The organism is Pseudomonas sp. MWU12-2345 (assembly GCF_023242385.1).
Taxonomy (GTDB): domain Bacteria; phylum Pseudomonadota; class Gammaproteobacteria; order Pseudomonadales; family Pseudomonadaceae; genus Aquipseudomonas; species Aquipseudomonas gingeri_D.
Genome location: NZ_JALLJA010000001.1, coordinates 764,790 through 783,118 on the forward strand (window position 1 = coordinate 764,790; position 18,329 = coordinate 783,118).

Consider the following 18,329-nt stretch of genomic DNA (forward strand, 5'->3'; position numbering starts at 1 on the left):
CTCACCCCCAGGCGGGCCTGACCCACATAGTTGCGGTACGGCATCGCCGCCGGTAGTTGTCCGGCCGCGCCATGCAGATGGGCGAGCATCTCTTCGCTCATCACATCCAGGGCGGTGTGATCGAGGGCGATATGGTGGAACAGCAGGATCGCGACCCAGCGCTGGTTGGCCGAATCCTGGGCAAAAGCCAGGTGCATCAGCGGCGCCTGGCCAAGGTCCAGGCGGCACTCGCGGGGATCGAAGCGACGCTGCAACTGGCCGAGGATATCGCCCGCGGCCGGGTCCAGCGCGATCTGTTCCAGCGGCAGTTCGACGTGGCGCAGGACCACTTGCTGCGGTTCTTCCAGAGCTTGCCAGACCAGCGCCGTGCGCAGGATGTCATGGCGATCGATCACCGCCTGCAAGGCTTCGGCGAAACCGCGCAGCTGTGCCAGGTCCTGCAGGGCGAAAGTTGCTTGCAACAGGTACGGATCGCCCGTTTCAGCAGCGATATGGTGATAAAGAATGCCTTCCTGCAACGGCGCCAGCGGGTAGATATCCTGCACGTTGCCGGTGCCACCGGGCACGCCGGCGACAATGCGGTCGATACAGGCCTGGTCCAGAGTGGTCAGGGTCAGCATGTCCGGGGTGATGCGTTCGCAGCCGGCGGGAATACCGTTGGCCGGCACCACGATCTCGATCCCGCCGCCCACGGCCGCCGCCAGCGCCGCCAGGGTCGGCTGGCCGAACAGCACGCGGACGTCGGCACTCAGGCCGGCCTGGCGCATGCGCTCGATCAACTTGACCGCCAGCAGCGAATGGCCGCCGAGTTCGAAGAAATGGTCCTGGCGACCGACCCGTTCCACACCCAGCACTTCGCACCAGAGCGCGGCCAGGGTGGTTTCGGTGTCGCCGAGCGGCGCCTGGTAGTCGCGGCTGACGAAGGCATCGGCCGAAGGCTCCGGCAGCGCACGACGGTCCAGCTTGCCGTTAGGTGAAACCGGGAGTTTTTCCAGGTGCACATAGGCCGCCGGAATCATGTAGTCCGGCAGCAGCGCCTGCAAATGCAGACGCATCTGGTCGGCTTCGGGCGCCACCTGTCCGGCCTGCACGCTGAAATACGCCACCAGGCGTTTTTCCCCCGGGCGGTCTTCGCGGGCCAGCACCGCCGTGTCCCGCAGGCCCGGGTACTGGCCGAGGCGCGCTTCGATTTCACCCAGTTCGATACGGAAACCACGGATCTTGATCTGGTCGTCGTTGCGGCCCAGGTAGTCGATCTGGCCATCGGCCTGCCAGCAACCCAGGTCGCCGGTCTTGTACAGCCGCGCCCCCGGGTTGGCGGCAAACGGATCGCGGATAAAACGTTCGGCGGTCAGTTCATCGCGGTTCAGGTAGCCGCGGGCAACACAGGCACCGCCGATGTAGAGCTCCCCCGCCACCCCCACCGGCACCGGCCGGAATTGTTCGTCGAGCAGGTAGACACGGGTATTGGCCACCGGCCGACCGATGCTCGGCAAGGTCGGCCAGCTCTGCGGATCGCCCATCAGGGTCAGCGCCGTGACCACGTGGGACTCGGTCGGACCATAGTGGTTGTGCAGCCGCGCGTCATCCAGGCGCTCGAAGAAACGCCGCATCGGTTCGGTGATCCGCAACTGTTCACCGGCGGTGATCACGTCCTGCAACGCACACTCGGGTTGCTCGACTTCGGCGACCATGGCTTCGGCCAGGGCTTGCAGGGCGATGCACGGCATATACAGGCGTTCGATGTGCTGCTCGCGGATATGCTGGAACAGGCGACGGAAATCCAGGCGGATATCGCCATGGATCAGCGACAGTTCGCCGCCGGCACACAAGGTGCTGAAGACTTCCTGGAAGGCCACGTCGAAGCCCAGGGCGGCAAACTGCAAGGTCCGTTGTCCGGGCCGGCCGTGCTCGACGGTCTGGGCGATCTGCCAGTGCATCAGGTTGACCAGCGGCCCGTGGGGCATGGCCACGCCCTTGGGCTGGCCGGTGGAGCCCGAGGTATAGATCAGGTACGCCAGGTGTTGCGCATTCAGCCCCTCGATCTGCGGATTGTGCCGGGGCGCGGCGTCGATGCCGCTCTCGATCCGCGCTTCGCTTTCCAGCAACAACACCGGCATCAGCGCCTGGGGGAAGCGTTCGCGCAAGCCGCGCTGGGTCAGCAGTACCTTCGGTGCACTGTCCTCCAGCATATAGGCCAGGCGTTCGGCCGGGTACGACGGGTCCAGCGGCACATAACCGGCACCGGCCTTGAGAATGCCCACCAGGCCGGCGATCATTTCCAGGCTGCGCTCCACACAGATCGCCACCCGATCGTCGGCGCCGATGCCCTCGGCGATCAGCCGATGGGCAATCTGGTTGGCCCACTGGTTCAGTTCGCTGTAGCTCAGACGCTGGCCTTCATAGGTGACAGCCACCGCGTCGGGCCGGGTCGCCGCGTGGGACTCGAACATCTGGTGCAGCAGCAGGTCCGTCGGATAGATGCAATCGAAGGCGTTGAAGTCTTCCTGCAACTGGCGGCGCTCGCTGGCCGGTAACCAGTCGAGGCTGTGCAACGGCGCTTCGGGCTGTTGCTCCAGGGCCTCGGTCAGTTGCTCCAGCACGGTATGCATATAACCGGCGATCCGTTTGGCACCGACCCCGGCCACGGCCTGGACGGTCAGGCCAAAGGACTCGCCGAGGTCGTCCACCGACAACGACAACGGATAGTTGGTCCGTTCCTCGCCGCCAAGCACCTCGACCCCGGCCCAGGTCCGGGCCTGGCCGGCGTCCTGCGGCGCCTGGGCGCCCACGGCGACATGCCGGTAGTTCATCAGGGCGCTGAACAACGGCGTCGGTGCCGCCACGCCACTGCATCCCTGGGCCAATGACAACGGCGCATGTTCATGGCCGAGCAAGGCCGCCAGCCGCGCGTGGGTGGTCCGCACCGCCGCCTGGACCCCCTGCTCGCCCGCGGCCACCCGCAGCGGCAAGGTATTGATAAACATGCCCAGGGCCCGTTCGGCGCCCTGGCCACTGTGCAGACGGCCCATCAGCACGGTGCCGAAGACCACGTCGCGACGCCCGGACAAGCGCGCCACCACCTGGCCCCAGGCCAGATGGTGCAGGCTGGCATTGCTCACCCCGAGGCGCCGGGCCTGGGCGCGCAGGCGCTGGGCCAGATCCGGGTCTACCGACAGCAGCGCTTCCTCGACACCGCTGCCGTCGCCCTGCACATCCTGCAGGCCGAAGGGCAAAGTGGGCTCGTCGACATCACCGAGCATTTCGCGGAAGAACGCCTCGTGCTGCTCGCGACTCACTCCCAGGCGGGCCTGGGCCACATGGTTGCGGTACGGGACCGAAGCTTCCAGTTCGGCGCCGCGGCCCCGGCTGAATGCCTCGATCTCCTTGCCCAGCAGGGCCAGGGAGGTGGCGTCATCGATCAGGTGATGGAACAGCAACACCGCGACCCAGCCGCCGTTGTCGGCGTCTTCGGCATAATGCAGGCGCATCATCGGTGCCTGACGCAAATCCAGGCGAATCCGTCGCGGATCGAAATGTTCTTGTAACTGAGCGGCCACATCACCCTGGTCCGGATGCGGCAGGAAGGCTTCGACCCGCAGCCGCGCCTCGCGCCAGACCACCTGGACCGGCTCATCGAGTTCTTCCCAGGCCACCGCGGTGCGCAGGATATCGTGACGGTCGATCACCGCCTGCAAGGACTCGGCAAAACCCAGCAACTGTTCAAAGGTGTCGACCCGCAGCAGGGCCTGCAACAGGTACGGATCGCCCTCGTCGCTCGAAAGATGGTGATAGAGGATGCCTTCCTGCAGAGGCACCAGCGCGTAGATGTCCTGCACATTGCCGACACCGCCCGGGACACCGGCCACCACGCGGTCGATCTGGGCCTGGGTAAGTTGAGCCAGGGGCAACATGTCCGGCGTGATGTGCTGGCAGCCGGAGGGGATCGCATTGGCCGGCACGACAATCTCGCCGCCCTTGCCGCTGGCGGCCGCCAATGCGGCCAGGGTCGGCTGGCCGAACAGCACGCGGACATCGGCGCTCAGGCCGACCTGGCGCATGCGCTCGATGAGTTTCACCGCCAGCAACGAATGCCCGCCCAGTTCGAAGAACTGATCATGCCGACCGATCTGCTCGACACCAAGCAACTCGGCCCACAGCCCGGCCAGGGTGGTTTCCACCGGACCTTCGGGGGCCTGGTATTCGCGTCGGGCATAGGCCTCGGCCGCCGGCACCGGGAGTGCCTTGCGGTCCAGCTTGCCATTGGCGGTCAGCGGGAAGGCTTCAAGGCTGACAAAGGCACTTGGCAGCATGTACTCGGCCAGGGACAGGCGCAGTTGGTCACGCAACTTCGCGGCGTCCAGTTCGACGCCGGCCGTGCCGATGACATAGGCCACCAGGCGCTTGTCGCCCGGTTCATCCTCGCGCACCAGCACAACGGCGTCACGCACACCCTCGCAGGCGGCCAGCTGCGCTTCGATCTCGCCCAGTTCGATACGGAAACCGCGAATCTTCACCTGTTCGTCGTTACGACCCAGGTATTCCAGGCTGCCATCGGCCAGCCAGCGCCCCAGGTCGCCGGAGCGGTACATGCGCGCCCCCGGGGTGGAGACAAACGGATCGTCGAGGAAGCGCGAAGCGTTCAGTTCCTCGCGGTTGAGGTAACCCCGGGCCACGCCCGCGCCACCGACGTACAACTCCCCCACCACGCCGGGCGGCAACGGATAGCCGTAGCCGTCGAGCAGATACAGGCGCAGGTCGGGAATACGCTTGCCGATCGGGCTTACGCCCACCCGTTGGGCGTCTTCGGCCTGCAGCGGGTAGTAGGTCACATGCACCGTGGTCTCGGTGATGCCATACATGTTTACCAGTTGCGTGGCGCTGTTCAGTTCCCGGGCGTACCAGGGCTTGAGCATCGCCGTGTCCAGCGCTTCACCGCCGAAAATCACCTGGCGCAACACATGCGCCTGCGGGTTCTCGTCCTGGGCAGCGATCAACTGGCGAAAGGCGCTCGGGGTCTGGTTGAGGACTGTTACACCGGCGCTGCAGAGCAGCTTGTAGCAGTCTTCGGGGGAGCGGCTGACCAGTTGCGGCACGATCAGCAAACGACCGCCATGCAGCAGCGCGCCCCAGATTTCCCAGACCGAGAAGTCGAAGGCAAACGAGTGGAACAGCGCCCAGACGTCCGTTTCATTGAAGCCGAACCAGGCGTCGGTGGTCGAGAACAGCCGCGCGACGTTGCGATGTTCAACCATCACGCCCTTGGGCAGACCGGTGGAACCGGAGGTATAGATCACATAGGCCAGGTGCGTGGGGTTCATCACCACCTGCGGATCACGCACGGACTCGTCCCGCAGATCCGCATCGTCGAGATTGATGACCGGCACCTGCACTGCCGGCAAGGCTTCCTGCACCGCGTGCTGGCTGAGCAAGGCCACCGGAGCGCTGTCACCGAGGGTGTAGGCCAGGCGCTCGCGAGGGTAAGCCGGGTCCAGAGGCACATAACCGGCGCCGGACTTGAGGATCCCCAGCAGGCCGATGATCATTGTCGGACCACGCTCGACACAGATGGCGACCCGATCATCCGGGCGTACACCCAGGGCCAACAGGCGATGGGCAACCTGGTTGGCGCGGGCGTTGAGTTCGCCGTAGCTCAGGCTTTCATCCTGGTACACCAGCGCCACGGCCTCCGGCCGCTCGGCGGCGCGGGCTTCGAACTGCTGGTGAATGGTGCGGTCTTCGGCGAAGTGTTGTGGCTCGGCATTCCAAGCCTGCAACTGCGCGGTTTCGCTGGCATTGAGCAGGGAGAAGGCGCGAACCGGCAACTGTGCGTTCGCCAACCCCTGGTCCAGCACGTGCTGCAGGCGCTCGGCCATGGGCTCGATCTCGCCCGCCTGGAAATACGCCTCGTTGTAGATGTAGTGCAGCCGGGATTCACTATCGTAAGCATTGGTCCGCAGATGGATCGCCAGCGGTGTCTGTTCGTGATTGTTCGAACACTTCACCGCACGGGCGCTCGCCGGTCCGAAGCGCAGCAGGGAGTTGTGTTGCTCGTAGGAGAAGGTCAGGTCGAACAGCTGCGTACGCTCGGTACGGCGCAACTCCAGCAGGCGGTTGAGATCGCTGACCGGGAAACGTTGGTTGCGGTAATCCTGCTTGAGCGCCCGACCGATGCCCTGGACCAGTTCGGCGAACGGCAGATCGGCGCTGAACTGCAAACGCACCGGGCTGAGCTGGGCAAACAGCCCCAGGGTCTTCTTGAAGCTGGCGTTGGAGCGGTTGAGGATCGGCAAGCCGATCACCAGCTCATCGCGCTGCTGGGTCCGAGTGAAGTAGACGTACAGTGCGGCCAGCAGGACGTGGAAACGCGAGGCCTGCAACTGCCCGGCCAGGTCGTCGATACGGCTCTCCAGGTCCCGGGCAAAATCGCGGGCGAAATGGCTGCTGCGGCTCGGGCCTTCAGCCTGGGCCTGGCGATAGTGCGGGAGCAGCAAGCGCTCGGGGATATCGCGGTATTTTTCCAACCAATAGGCCTGGTCGCGAACGAAACGCGGCGACTGGCGATAGTTGCGGTCGTCCTCAACGAAATCGACATAGGACGGCGCCGACAGATCAGGCGTGCGCTGATCGTGCAGGGCGTTGTAGATCTGGCAGAGGGAAGCAAAAAGCTCGTCGATGCCCCAACCGTCGAGCACGATATGGTGGGCGTGGATGACAAGGTAGAAGCGCTGCGCTTCGAGCTTGAGCAAATGCAGTCGGAACAGCGGGCCGCCATCGAGCTTGAAGGCCCGTTCGAACTGACGCTGCATCCAGCTCGCGGCAGCCTGGCGCGGGTCCGCCTGTGCTTGCAGGTCCAGCGGTGCCACCCATACCGGCAGTGTCGCGGCGAAGGCCTGCAACGGAACGCCCTGCTCGTCACGCTGCTCGAGCAGGACCATGCGCAGGGCATCGTGTTTATCGATCAACAGGTTCACGGCCTGCTGGAACACCTCGGGGTCGAGGTGCCCGTCAATCTCCAGGTAGCCGCCAATGTTGTACAACGGCGAGTCGCCCTGGGTCATCTGGTCCAGCCAGATATTGCGTTGGGCAGCGGTCAGGGCAAGTGCCATACATTTCTTCTCGCAAAGGGTCAGCCTCGCCACGCGCAAAAGGCGGCGACAACTGGAAATTGAGTCAGGTCCAGGGGCCGGCCGACCTCGCTCAGCTTCGCGAAGGGCCGGTCCTGGAAAAGTTAAACAGCGCTGGAAATCAGGCGCGCTTGCCCTGCACCGAGCAATTCACGTCGGAGACGATCTTCCCGTCCACCAACTTGATGATGCGGTCGGCCAACTGGAAGTACTGGTCATCGTGGGTGATGATCAGCACCGTCTTGCCGCGACGCTTGAGGTCCGGCAGCAGTTCCTCGTAGAAGAAGCGCTTGAACGGCGGGTCCTGGTCGGCGGCCCATTCGTCGAGCAGGTAGATCGGCCGGTCTTCCATGTAGGCGCAGACCAGCGCCAGGCGTTTCTGCTGGCCGTAGGACAGGGCCTTGGTGGTGGAATAACCGAGCCCTTCGATCTTGATCTTGTCTTCCAGGCCGAGGGTCGCCAGGTACTTCTGCGCCAGTTCGGTGCTGGCGTCCTCTTCTTCGTCGGGACCGATCAGCCGGTTGAACAGATGGAAGTCGGAGAACACCGCGGAGAACAGGTCACGGTAGTCGCTGCGTGACTCTTCGTTGATCAGCTTGTCGTCGAGCAGAACCTGCCCGCCCTGTGGGATGTACAGGCCGCAGATAACCTTGGCCAGGGTGCTCTTGCCGCAGCCGTTGCCACCAACGATGTAGATCAGTTCGCCGGCACGCACCGTCAGGTCGATGGGTCCCAGGCCGAACCCGGTGCCGGTGAGCAGGTCCTGATAGTTCATGTGCACGTCGCGCAACTGGATGCTGTCCCAGGACTTCTTGTGATCCAGGCGCAGCACATTGGCGGATTCGCTGGCGAGGGCTTCCGGCTCCGGGTGCGGGCCGTTGATCGAGAAACCGAAATCCGCCAGGCGGCTGCCGGCGATGCGGCCCTGGGCCAGCAACGGCATGGCGCCGATCAGCAGCGAAAGCGGGCCCATGATGTACAGCACCACCAGCACGCTGGCGGTCATGGTATTGGTATCGATCACCCCGAGCATGGGCGCGACGAACAGCAGGCAACCGATCAGCAGCGACAAGGTCAGCTGGCCGACGTTGTCGGCGGCGGTGTACCAGAGCCGTTCGATAAAGTTGTAGCGCGCCACCTGGGTCGAGGACTCCTGGATAGCCGAGCGGCTGAACCAGCGGCGCCGGATGCCGTTGAGCTTGAGTTCCTTGAGACCGAACACCAGGGCGTGGGTGTATTCGTTGAACGAGGTGAACTCGTCACGCACTTTGTGCGAGAAGGAGATACCGCCCAGGAAAAAGAACAGGTACAGCGCCACCCCGACCACCATCAGGCCGACGGTTACCGCGAACACCACCCAGGACAGGTAGGCCAGGTAGGCGATGCCGAACAGCAGCACCGCCAACTCCACCAGCACCGACGGCATGATCACCAGGGTACTGTTGAGTTGCGGAATATCGCTGGTCAGCATCGTCAGAACGTTGGGTGCCCCGCGGCGGTCGATCTCTTCCAGGGGCGTGGCGAGGATCTTGCGGCACAGGGCAATCCGCAGGCGGGTCATGATGCGCATGCTGGCGTAGGCCGGAAACAACGCGGCACCGTTGCGGAACAACAGCGACACCGCACTCAGGCCGACGAACCAGTACAACGACTGCAACTGGAAGCTTTCCTCATGAATCGCCTCGTTGATCACCTTGATCACCGCGATGGACGCCACCCCGCTGATGATCCCGGTCAACAGGGTCATCAGCGTCAGCCAGGGATGATTGCGCCACAGCAGACGCATGACCGAGCCAGGTTTGGCCTTCTTCTCTTGCTCGTTTTTCATTGGTTGCTGTCCTTGAATGCATTAGCCCGCGCAATGGCCGGTCGTTGAAAGTCCAGGGTCACTCGATTGCGATCACTCAGGTCGGTTGCCAGACGTCATCCCGGGCAGTCATTTCGCCCATGGCGACGACGATCAGACGGGGTTCTTCGTAGGGATCCCGGGCATGGGCGGCGAGCATGTTGTCGAGCATCACCACATCGCCCTTGCGCCAGTCGAAGCGCACCGCACAGGCCTCGTAGGCTTCGCCGATCAAGGCCATGACCGAGTCCTCGATGTCCGAGCCGTCGCCATAGCTGACCAGTCGTGGCAGGCGGTCGGCGCCGAACATGTCGAGCAGGTCCTCGCGCATTTCCTCGCCCAGGCAGAACGGGTGGTGCAGCTGCACCTGGTTGAAGAAGCAGCGCTCACCGGTGAACGGGTGGCTGATCACCGCCGGGCACTGGGTGCGAATCTGCAGGGTGTCGCTGTCGAGCCATTCGAAGTCGGTGCCCTGCTCGCGGCAACGCTGTTCGACGACGCTGCGTTCAGGGGTGCCGAAGAACGATTCCCAGCTCGGCTCGACGCCGGCGGTAAAGGTACGGCTGTACATCAGGCCCTTGCTTTCGAAACGCGCGACCACCTCGGCCGGCAGACGCTGGAGCACCTGGCGAATGTCCGCCAGCGGCGTCGCGCCACCGACCCGTGACGGCTGCTCGCAGAAGAACCATTGCTTGCGCGGCCAGCTTTCCAGGTGTGAGCTCTCGTTGTGATAGAGGATCATCTCGCGCTCGGGATAAGGCGTGGAGCGATAGACATTGCGCCCGCCTTCTTTCTTCGGCAGGTCGCCATAAGTGCCGTGCAACCCGGGCGACAGCGCCTCGGCAAAGGCCTCGAAAGCCGCCACCGAGCCCAGCTCGAAACCACGGAACAGCACCGCGCCGTGACGGCACAGCAACGCCTCGATCGCCTCGCGTTGCGCACTCGCCCACAACACCGGATCCAGGCCAGGCGCGGCCGGTTCGATCACCACGGGCAAACTGCTGTCGGCTGCCAGCAGGGACAAACGTACCGATGGATCCCCCGCCCGGTCTGGCCAGGCCGGCGCATCCGCCAGCGGTTCTTCGGTGAAAACAGGCGAAACGTTAGCTTGAAGACTCATGAACAAACTCCTGGACCACAGCCCCTCACATCCACGTTGTACGGGGCAAGATCAACAGGCTCCGCCGCCGCGCAAGGATAAAAACACCGATGGCGGGGGGCTGTCTGTCACCGCAAACCGGGACAGCGGTGACCCGGGCCGCGGATGCGTCGCGATCACCGTCGGCACGCGTTTGTCCCCATTTCCCGCGACAGACGCAGGCCCGCGGTCGGTGCTGAAATGCGGCAACTGCGGATCGTGCCGGCTCTTCGAATGGAGCCTCCAGGCCGCAGGGATGTCTCGAGTGCAACGTCTTTCGCCACGGCGAAAAGACGTTGCACCTGTTATTACACAGGAGCGTTAGTCATGCCGATCAAGAACACTGGCGAATCGGTTAACACCCCGCCAGCCCCTCTCACGCCCGGTGCCTTCCTGCATGAGATATTCAGTGCCCGGGCCCGTGAATTTCCCGAGCGAACGGCGGTGTCCGACGCCACTCGGACATTGAGTTATGCCCAGCTCGAGGCGCTGTCGTCGAAGCTGGCCGCACGTTTGCGTCACGAAGGCGTCAAGGATGGCGTGCGTGTGGGCATGTACCTGCCGCGCAGCGCCGACCTGATCATCAGCCTGCTCGGCATCCTCAAGGCCGGCGGCACCTATGTCCCGGTCGACCCGCAATACCCGGGCAAACGCGTTGAGCACATCGTCCGTGACAGCGGCCTGGGCCTGGTGATCGGCGATGCCGCGAACCTGCCGAAAAGCCCGTCCCTGCGTGTGCTGTCCCTTGAGCAGTTGCTGTCCGCGCCCGCGCTGGAACTGAGCGTTGACGGCAGCCGCCGCGACCCGGACCAGGCCAGCGCCTACGTCATCTACACCTCCGGTTCCACCGGTGAGCCCAAGGGCGTACTGGTTTCCCATGGCAACGTCAGCCGCCTGCTGGAAAGCACACAACGGACCTACGGCTTCAATGCCCAGGACGTCTGGTCGATGTTCCACTCCATCGGCTTCGATTTCTCGGTCTGGGAAATCTGGGGCGCCCTGGCCCACGGCGGCCAGGTCAGCGTGGTACCGTATGACGTCTCGCGCTCGCCTGCCGCCCTGCGCCAATGGCTGTCCGACCAGCGCGTGACCGTGCTCAGCCAGACCCCGTCGGCCTTCCGTGGCCTCGACGAGGCCGATCGCGGCGCCACCGCGCCCCTGGCCCTGCGTTATGTGGTCTTCGGTGGCGAAGCGCTGCCGGCCACCGTGCTGCGTCCCTGGGTTGAACGCCATGGCGACCAGAAACCGGCCCTGATCAACATGTACGGGATTACCGAAGCGACGGTGCACAGCACCTTCAAGCGCGTACTCGGCCAGGATCTGGAAAGCAGCGCGATGGTCTCCATCGGCAAACCCCTGGACGGCTGGCAGTTGCATCTGCTCGACGCCAACCAGGTCGCGGTGCCCCAGGGCACGGCAGGCGAGCTGTACATCGAAGGCGCCGGCGTGGCCCAGGGTTACCTGAATCGCAGCGAGCTCAACGCCGAGCGTTTCATCCAGTTGCCCGGCACCTCGATCCGTGCCTACCGCACCGGCGACCTGCTGATCCTCGACAATGACGGTGAGTACCGTTATGCCGGCCGTTGCGACGAACAGCTGAAGATCAGCGGTTTCCGTATCGAGCCGGGCGAGATCGAAGCCTGCCTGCAAACCAGCCCGAGCGTCTCTGCCGCCCATGTCGGCGCCCATGACTACGGCGATGGCGACCTGCGCCTGGTGGCCTATGTGGTCCCGACCCAGGGCCTCGGCGCCTGGACCGAGCAGACCCGCAGCGAAGTGGCCGCCCTGGTGGCCGCCAGCCTGCCGGACTACATGCGTCCCTCGGCCTACCTGGCGCTGACCCAACTGCCAGTGACCGCTCACGGCAAGATCGACAAGAAACAGCTGCCCTCGCCGACCGCCGGCGTCACCCCGTCGCACTCGGTGGACGCCCAGGGTCTCAGCGAACCGGAGCAGCTCGTACTCAAGGTCTGGAGCGAAGACCTGGGCCTGAAGAACATCGGCCTGAATGACGACTTCTTCGATTTCGGCGGCACCTCCCTGGCCTTGATCCGCTCCCTGAGCAAGCTCAAAAGCCATTACCAGATCAACATCGATCCCGGTGTCCTGGCCGACGGCGCAACCGCCAAGGTCCTCGCCGACTACATCTCGCGCATCGTTGCACCCGGGCAGTTCGTGCTCAAGGTGTGGGGTGAAGACCTGGGCCTGAGGAACATCGGCATGAACGATGACTTCTTCGATTTCGGCGGCACCTCCCTGGCCCTGATCCGCTCCCTGAGCAAGCTCAAAAGCCATTACCAGATCAACATCGATCCGGCTGTCCTGGCCGACGGCGCCACCGCCAAAGCGCTGGCCGATTACATCTCCCGCACTCTTGTTCAAGCCCATTGACCGAAAAGGAAAAGCCCGTGAGCAAAAAATTCGCCTTGACCCCGGAAGAGCGTGCCTCGTTCGAAAAGAACGGTTTTATCGGTCCGTTCGACGCCTACTCGCCGGAAGAAATGAAAGAAACCTGGAGACGTACCCGCCTGCGCCTGCTCGACCGTAGCGCCGCGGCCTACCAGGACCTGGACGCCATCTCCGCCGGTACCAACATCGCCAACTACGACCGCCACCTGGATGACGAATTCCTCGCCAACCACATCTGCCGCGCGCAGATCTGCGACCGCGTCGAAAGCATCCTCGGCCCGGATGTGCTGTGCTGGCGCACCGAGTTCTTCCCTAAATACCCGGGTGATGAAGGTACCGACTGGCACCAGGCCGACACCTTTGCCAACGCTTCCGGCAAACCGCAGATCCTCTGGCCGGACGCCGAAGAGTTCGGTGGCACCATCACCGTCTGGACCGCGTTCACCGACGCCAACATCGCCAATGGTTGCCTGCAGTTCATTCCTGGCACCCAGAACAGCATGAACTACGACGAAACCAAGCGCATGAGCTACGACCCCGAAGCCAACAACAGCGAGGTGGTCAAGGACGGCGTACGTCGCGGTTTCTTTGGTTACGACTATCGCCAGTTGCAGATCGACAAGGACTGGAAGCCCGACGAGGCAGCGGCCGTACCGATGCAGATGAAAGCCGGCCAGTTCATTATTTTCTGGTCGACCCTGATGCACGCCTCCTACCCCCACAGCGGCGAAACAGAAGAAATGCGTATGGGCTTCGCCTCGCGTTATGTGCCGTCGCACGTACAGATCTACCCGGACTCGGACCATATCGAAGAGTACGGCGGTCGCATCAGCCTGGAGAAATACGGCGCGGTACAGGTGATCGGTGAAAAGACACCGGAATACAACCGTCTCGTGACCCATACCACCCGCGGCAAGAAATTCGAAGCGGTCTGACCCACAGCGGCCAGGCGACAGTTGGCCTGGCAATGTGCCTACAGGAGTTGAAATCCATGACTATTTCCACCGACGCAGCGATGCGCCTGTGCGAGACCGTGAGGATGCTTAGGCACCTTGCCATCCATTTGCCCGATCCCATGTGCCTGAGTTTTCTCGCCCCGGACAACGGCCTGCTCCCCGAGCAGGCTTCCCCCAGCGTGAGAGCCACGGAACGGGCGATCAACGCCGCCTTTGCGCGGATCGGCGTGCGCACCGTGCAATACCTGCACGGTGGCGAGGCACAGCTGTCGTCCTTCGAGTTTTTTATCAGCCGGAAAATCTGCCAGGCGCTCGACTACCGCTACGACCACTTCGACGATACCGAAGAGGCCAAGGCGTTCGGGCGACTGCTCAAGCATTTCGAATTCAGCGGTGCCGTGCCGGAAGTCGAGACACTGCACCTGACCACCCGCGACAACGTTTCCCTGTCGGTGCATGCGGGCACCAACCGGGAACGTCCGGCGATTGTCCTGGCCCTGCCCTGCGGCATGCCTTTCGATCTTTGCCGCGACTGGTTCAACGTCCTCAGCGAGCGCTTCTTCGTGGTCACCTGGGAGACCCGCGGCCTGTTCGGCTCCTGCGCGTCCTTCGACCAGGTCGCGGTGGACACCGAAGCCCAGGTCGCCGACCTGATCAGCGTGATGAATCACTACCAACTGCCGACGGCGCACCTGATGGGCATCTGTGGCGGTGCGGTGATCGCCCTCAGCGCGGCCGCCGCCCACGACAACCGGGTCACCTCCCTGAGCCTGTGGCACGGCGACTACAACCTGGGCGACAACAACCTGCGCACCACCCATCAGCAGAACTTCGAATGGCTGATGGAAGCGGCGGCCTTTGACCGCCAGGAAGCCACCGACCTGCAGGCGATGTTCCTCGACCAGGCGACGCTGGCCACCACGCCGGAGCCGATCGCCCATGTGGTGCTCTACCCCTACGTCAACCCGGAACTGTTCTATCGTTATGCGCGCCTGAACGATGCCTTGAACAAGACCGAGCTGGCGTCGCGGCTGGCCCGCATCAACGTGCCGACCCTGGTGGTGGCCGGCGACGCGGATGAAACCACGCATATTGGCGGCTCACGCTATATCGCCGCGTCGATCGACGATGCCACCCTGCATGTCGAGCACAACGGCAGCCACCTGGCGTTCTTTGCCTCCACCCAGTACTCGAAACAGACCGCTTTCCGCTTCCTCGAAGAAACCCTCCAGCCTGTGGTCGCCTGACCGTCCAGAAGAGTGTCCCAGGACAGCCGGTAGAGACCGCCTTGACCCGCATCGCGCAGAAGCGATGCCTGGGTCAAATGGCCCGCCATGTGGAATTTGTCGATTGAGGTTTCTACCGAGGCGCAATGAGTACGGCCCGCAAGCCGGGCCTCTACAGTTTGTGGTTTTACAACAACCGTACTCTACCTGCGGAGCGGCCCGATCACTCGGCCCGCTCCTGTCGACCTCAGGTATCCATGTGTTTTTCACGATGGAACTCAAGATAGAGCACGGTACGGTGTGCCCGCGAAGCATTGACCGCGAAGTGGTCGAGGGAGCCGTCGAAGATCACCAGGTTGCCATTGGTGCTCTGGTTGAAGCTGCCGTTGACGTTGAGGTAGGCATAGTTCTGGGTGGCCGGCGCGTCGATGGTCAACTGCATGTGCAGCAGGCCTTCTTCCCAGGTGCCGGTATGTGAGTGCGTACCGAGGAACACATTGGGCTCCATGCGCAGCAAGGCGCACAGCTTGATCCCGGGAATCTGTTTCAACAGCTCGATGGTCCCCGGCATGGCGGCCTGGGCATAGGGGATCGGTGTGTCGTAGGCCACCAGGCCGTACTGGGTCCACTCGGGCATGACGTCCATGTCGTCGCCCCAACCCCAGAGCCAGCCATACTCGCCGCCAGCCTCCATATGGGCGGCCACTTCATCGACGATCTCGGTGATCGACTTGCCGACGCGGTTGATGGTCAGGGTCGGGGCATCGAGGGCGAGAAACTCTTCACGGATCACTTCCCAGTTGTCGGCAAGGTGCTTGAGCTTGGGAAAGCGCTTGGGTTCATAAAACGACGGACGCATAGGTCCTCCTTTATCGATTGTTGTCGGCTCGGATGGCGGTGCGGCGCAGTCCTGTCGAATCCGGGACGTTGCGCGGGAGCTTGCAAAGGTTGACCCAGGGGACCTGGCCTGTCTGTCACGGGAATCCGGTACAACCCACAAGGGCACCCCATCGCACAGGGGTGCCCCCACCCGCTTGTCACAGAGCGTCGGCCGGGGCCGTATCGCCGCTGCGCAGGGGCGCCGCTTCAGCCGGCGCACCCTCCAGGCGACGCATCGGCCCGTAGATCAGGACCGTCAGGGACAGCAACGCAAAGAATGCCCCTGCCACCACAAACAACATGCCCACGCCACGTCCCGCACCCACCCCGATCCAGTGGCCGATCGACTCTGCATAGGCACCGCCAGGCAGCAACGCTGGCTGGAACCAGTGATCCACCAGCAGACCGCCGACGAAGATCACCAGGCTCGTGGTGGCAATGGTCAACATGCTGATCAGGGCAAACACGCTGGCGCGATTGCCGGTGGGGATCTTGCGCATCCACAACGAGTTCACGCTGGCATCGGCGACACTCGCCGCGGTGATCGCGACAAAGGCCAGGGCACAATAGGCAACGGCATGGGAGACCGCGCCCATGGCAATGACGCAGATCGACAACAGCAGGTCGGCCACCGCCACCAGCACCATCAAGCGCCGCGGGTTGCCCATGGAAATCAGCAACCCGGCGCCCGACAATCCGCCCAGCGCCGCCCAGGTGTAGGCCAGGCCCAGGGTCTGGCTGCCCAGGGTGGACAACAGCAACGGCGTCATCATCAGCGTCGCCAATGACAACAGCGCGTTGCGCAACATGGTGTAGAACAGCAAGCCGGCCATCACGTGGCTGGCGGCAAAAAACTTCAGCGCCGCGGTGATATTGTTCAGCGAGCCGCGCAAGACCGAGCTCTTGCCGACAGCATCGGCACGCTCCGGTGCCGGCCGCACATGGGAAAACGCCTTGATCACCAGCAAGGTCCCCGAACAGAAGGTGATCAGGTCCACCGCCAGAATCGGCACAAACCCGGCCCTGGCCATGATCGCCCCGGCCAGCAACGGCGCCACCAGCGCCGAAGCGTTCTTGCTGATGCCCATCAGGCCCGAGGCCCGGGTGAACTTGTCCGGGGAGACGATCGAATTGACCGCAGCCTGATAGGCCGGCTTGCGGAACGCCGAGACGATCGAGGCCATGCAGTTGAAGATGTACAGGTGCAGCGGCTCCAGCCGGTCGAACCAGAGCAGGCCCATGACGCCGAACAGCAGCAGCGCCAGGCTGACGTCGCAACAGACAATGATCAGCCGGTGGCTGACCCGGTCGGCCAGCCCGCCGGCCAAGGGCAGGAACACCACCGCCGGCAAGGTCGCCGCCAGCACCACATTGGCAAACGCCACCGCCGAGCCGGTATGGGAGTAGACCCAGACGCCGAGGGCGAACTCCATCAGCGCCGTGCCGACGATCGCCAGGGACTCACCGCACCACAGAAAATAGAAACTTCGCCCCAGGTCGAAGGCCGGTAGACGGCGCTTGCGGCTCATGGGCGCACATCGCGCAGCGTGAACACCGACTTCACCCGCTGCCCCAGTCGCCAGGCCAGGGAGTAGGCCACCGCTCCCAGCACCAGCGGCGCCAGGCGGGAAAACAGATAGGTACGCAGTACCCGCCTGGCGATCGGCGAGCGGATATCGCCACTGACATGCAAGGGCGTCGGAAAGGTCGCGGCCACCGTCGCGCCAAATGCGTCATCCATCGATTGCACCGCATGCCACCAGTACACCGGGATATACAGCGCATCGCCCGGCTCCACCACCGTGCGCAACGCCTGCAGGCCACGGGTGCCGGGGAAACGCCGGGTATCGATGTCGTACAGGTAGCCGGCTTCTTCGACGACCGGCTGCAGCGCCCGCCAACTGGTCTCGTCCGGCGGCAGCAGAAGGACCTCCTTGGCCCCGACGACTTGAGCCATGAAGGTCTCGTCGACGACATGGAAATGCCAGTCGGTGTAGGAATTGCGGTACAGGAAACTGCGATGGGAGGGGTAGTGCCGGGACTTGGACAGCTGCGGCATGAACGGCAGGCCGCCGACATCATCCTTCATCTGCTCGATGGCCGAGCCTTCGGAAAAACGACAACTGTCGGCCACCAGGGGGTCACTCCCCTGGCCCAACTCATCGAGAAACTCGTGAAACGGCATTTCCCGGTAAACCGTGCCCGCATACTCGGTCAACGCCGCCTTGACCTCGGGGTTCGACCAGCCGATGACCTCCGAGACGATCTTTGAGCGCACCACCACCGGGTTGTTGCGCGAATGCGTCTTGAAGTAATCCAGGCGTTGCCATTTCTCGAACGCCGGCCAGTGGCGCACGGCATTTTTCACCAGGCAGGGACGGTTGTGGTTGACGTAGCGACGGGTGAATTCCTCCCGGGAAATCGTCAACGCATCGATCACCTCGACAGGTCCCGCCTGGGGGTGATTGGGAAACCGCGACAGACTCCAGAACTTCGACTCAGGGCGATCCACTTCGGCGATCAATGACATTGTGCGACCCTCGCAAGAACACTCAGGGCCGTTGATATAACAGACTCGCGCGCGCGGTCCCAAACGCGCCGATGGCCCCCGCACGGGGTTGTCCCTGCTTCCCATGACAGACATCGCCCAGTGGATGCTCTAGTTTTTTCCCACGCTTTTCCTTCGTCCCGCCGACAGGCAGTTGTCCTGACTCCTACGCACCACTGCGCTTCGAGCGGAGACGAACC

At 63.7% G+C, this 18,329-nt stretch carries 9 protein-coding genes (1 of these 9 only partly in view); 3 read left to right on the forward strand and 6 right to left on the reverse strand.

Annotation, left to right across the window (positions count from 1 at the left end; translation table 11 throughout):
- The 3 genes from sypA to M5C71_RS03170 form a co-directional block, all read right to left on the reverse strand.
- Window positions 1-7,109, reverse strand: partial view of a syringopeptin non-ribosomal peptide synthetase SypA gene (gene sypA / locus M5C71_RS03160; RefSeq protein ID WP_248767170.1) — the 5' portion only. The gene continues 9,007 nt to the left of window position 1, outside the view; only the first 7,109 of its 16,116 coding nucleotides appear in the window; its start codon is at window positions 7,107-7,109; the stop codon falls past the left edge of the window.
- 139 nt (window positions 7,110-7,248) lie between these two features.
- A complete protein-coding gene (locus M5C71_RS03165; RefSeq protein ID WP_248767171.1) occupies window positions 7,249-8,955 on the reverse strand; it encodes a cyclic peptide export ABC transporter in 1,707 nt (568 codons plus the stop codon).
- 76 nt (window positions 8,956-9,031) lie between these two features.
- On the reverse strand, window positions 9,032-10,093 hold the full coding sequence (locus M5C71_RS03170) for a TauD/TfdA family dioxygenase (protein WP_103499708.1): 1,062 nt from the start codon (window positions 10,091-10,093) through the stop codon (window positions 9,032-9,034).
- A 345-nt stretch (window positions 10,094-10,438) separates the two neighbouring features.
- Here M5C71_RS03170 and M5C71_RS03175 point away from each other — a divergent pair, with 345 nt between their 5' ends.
- The 3 genes from M5C71_RS03175 to syrC are packed head-to-tail and all read left to right on the forward strand — an operon-like array spanning window position 10,439 to window position 14,723.
- Window positions 10,439-12,502, forward strand: coding sequence for an amino acid adenylation domain-containing protein (locus M5C71_RS03175; protein ID WP_248767172.1), 2,064 nt, complete (start codon window positions 10,439-10,441; stop codon window positions 12,500-12,502).
- Between the two features lie 17 nt (window positions 12,503-12,519).
- Window positions 12,520-13,455, forward strand: coding sequence for a syringomycin E biosynthesis L-threonyl-[L-threonyl-carrier protein] 4-chlorinase SyrB2 (syrB2, locus tag M5C71_RS03180; protein ID WP_103498869.1), 936 nt, complete (start codon window positions 12,520-12,522; stop codon window positions 13,453-13,455).
- 56 nt (window positions 13,456-13,511) lie between these two features.
- On the forward strand, window positions 13,512-14,723 hold the full coding sequence (gene syrC, locus M5C71_RS03185) for a syringomycin E biosynthesis aminoacyltransferase SyrC (RefSeq protein WP_248767173.1): 1,212 nt from the start codon (window positions 13,512-13,514) through the stop codon (window positions 14,721-14,723).
- A gap of 226 nt (window positions 14,724-14,949) precedes the next feature.
- On the opposite strand, the gene M5C71_RS03190 is transcribed toward syrC, so the two are convergent.
- The 3 genes from M5C71_RS03190 to M5C71_RS03200 form a co-directional block, all read right to left on the reverse strand.
- A complete protein-coding gene (locus M5C71_RS03190; RefSeq protein ID WP_103498871.1) occupies window positions 14,950-15,561 on the reverse strand; it encodes an aspartyl/asparaginyl beta-hydroxylase domain-containing protein in 612 nt (203 codons plus the stop codon).
- 178 nt (window positions 15,562-15,739) lie between these two features.
- Window positions 15,740-17,110, reverse strand: a complete 1,371-nt coding sequence (locus tag M5C71_RS03195) for an MFS transporter (protein ID WP_248746414.1) — start codon at window positions 17,108-17,110, stop codon at window positions 15,740-15,742.
- A complete protein-coding gene (locus tag M5C71_RS03200) occupies window positions 17,107-18,111 on the reverse strand; it encodes a cupin-like domain-containing protein (RefSeq protein WP_103498873.1) in 1,005 nt (334 codons plus the stop codon). Before M5C71_RS03200 ends, M5C71_RS03195 begins: the two co-directional genes overlap by 4 nt.
- Window positions 18,112-18,329: the final 218 nt, after the last annotated feature.

Excerpts from the sequence above, each read along its gene's own strand:
- syrC (WP_248767173.1), top strand. The coding sequence starts at position 13,512 with ATGACTATTTCCACCGACGCAGCGATGCGCCTGTGCGAGACCGTGAGG.
- M5C71_RS03190 (WP_103498871.1), bottom strand. The coding sequence starts at position 15,561 with ATGCGTCCGTCGTTTTATGAACCCAAGCGCTTTCCCAAGCTCAAGCAC.
- M5C71_RS03170 (WP_103499708.1), bottom strand. The coding sequence starts at position 10,093 with ATGAGTCTTCAAGCTAACGTTTCGCCTGTTTTCACCGAAGAACCGCTG.
- M5C71_RS03195 (WP_248746414.1), bottom strand. The coding sequence starts at position 17,110 with ATGAGCCGCAAGCGCCGTCTACCGGCCTTCGACCTGGGGCGAAGTTTC.
- M5C71_RS03165 (WP_248767171.1), bottom strand. The coding sequence starts at position 8,955 with ATGAAAAACGAGCAAGAGAAGAAGGCCAAACCTGGCTCGGTCATGCGT.
- M5C71_RS03200 (WP_103498873.1), bottom strand. The coding sequence starts at position 18,111 with ATGTCATTGATCGCCGAAGTGGATCGCCCTGAGTCGAAGTTCTGGAGT.
- M5C71_RS03175 (WP_248767172.1), top strand. The coding sequence starts at position 10,439 with ATGCCGATCAAGAACACTGGCGAATCGGTTAACACCCCGCCAGCCCCT.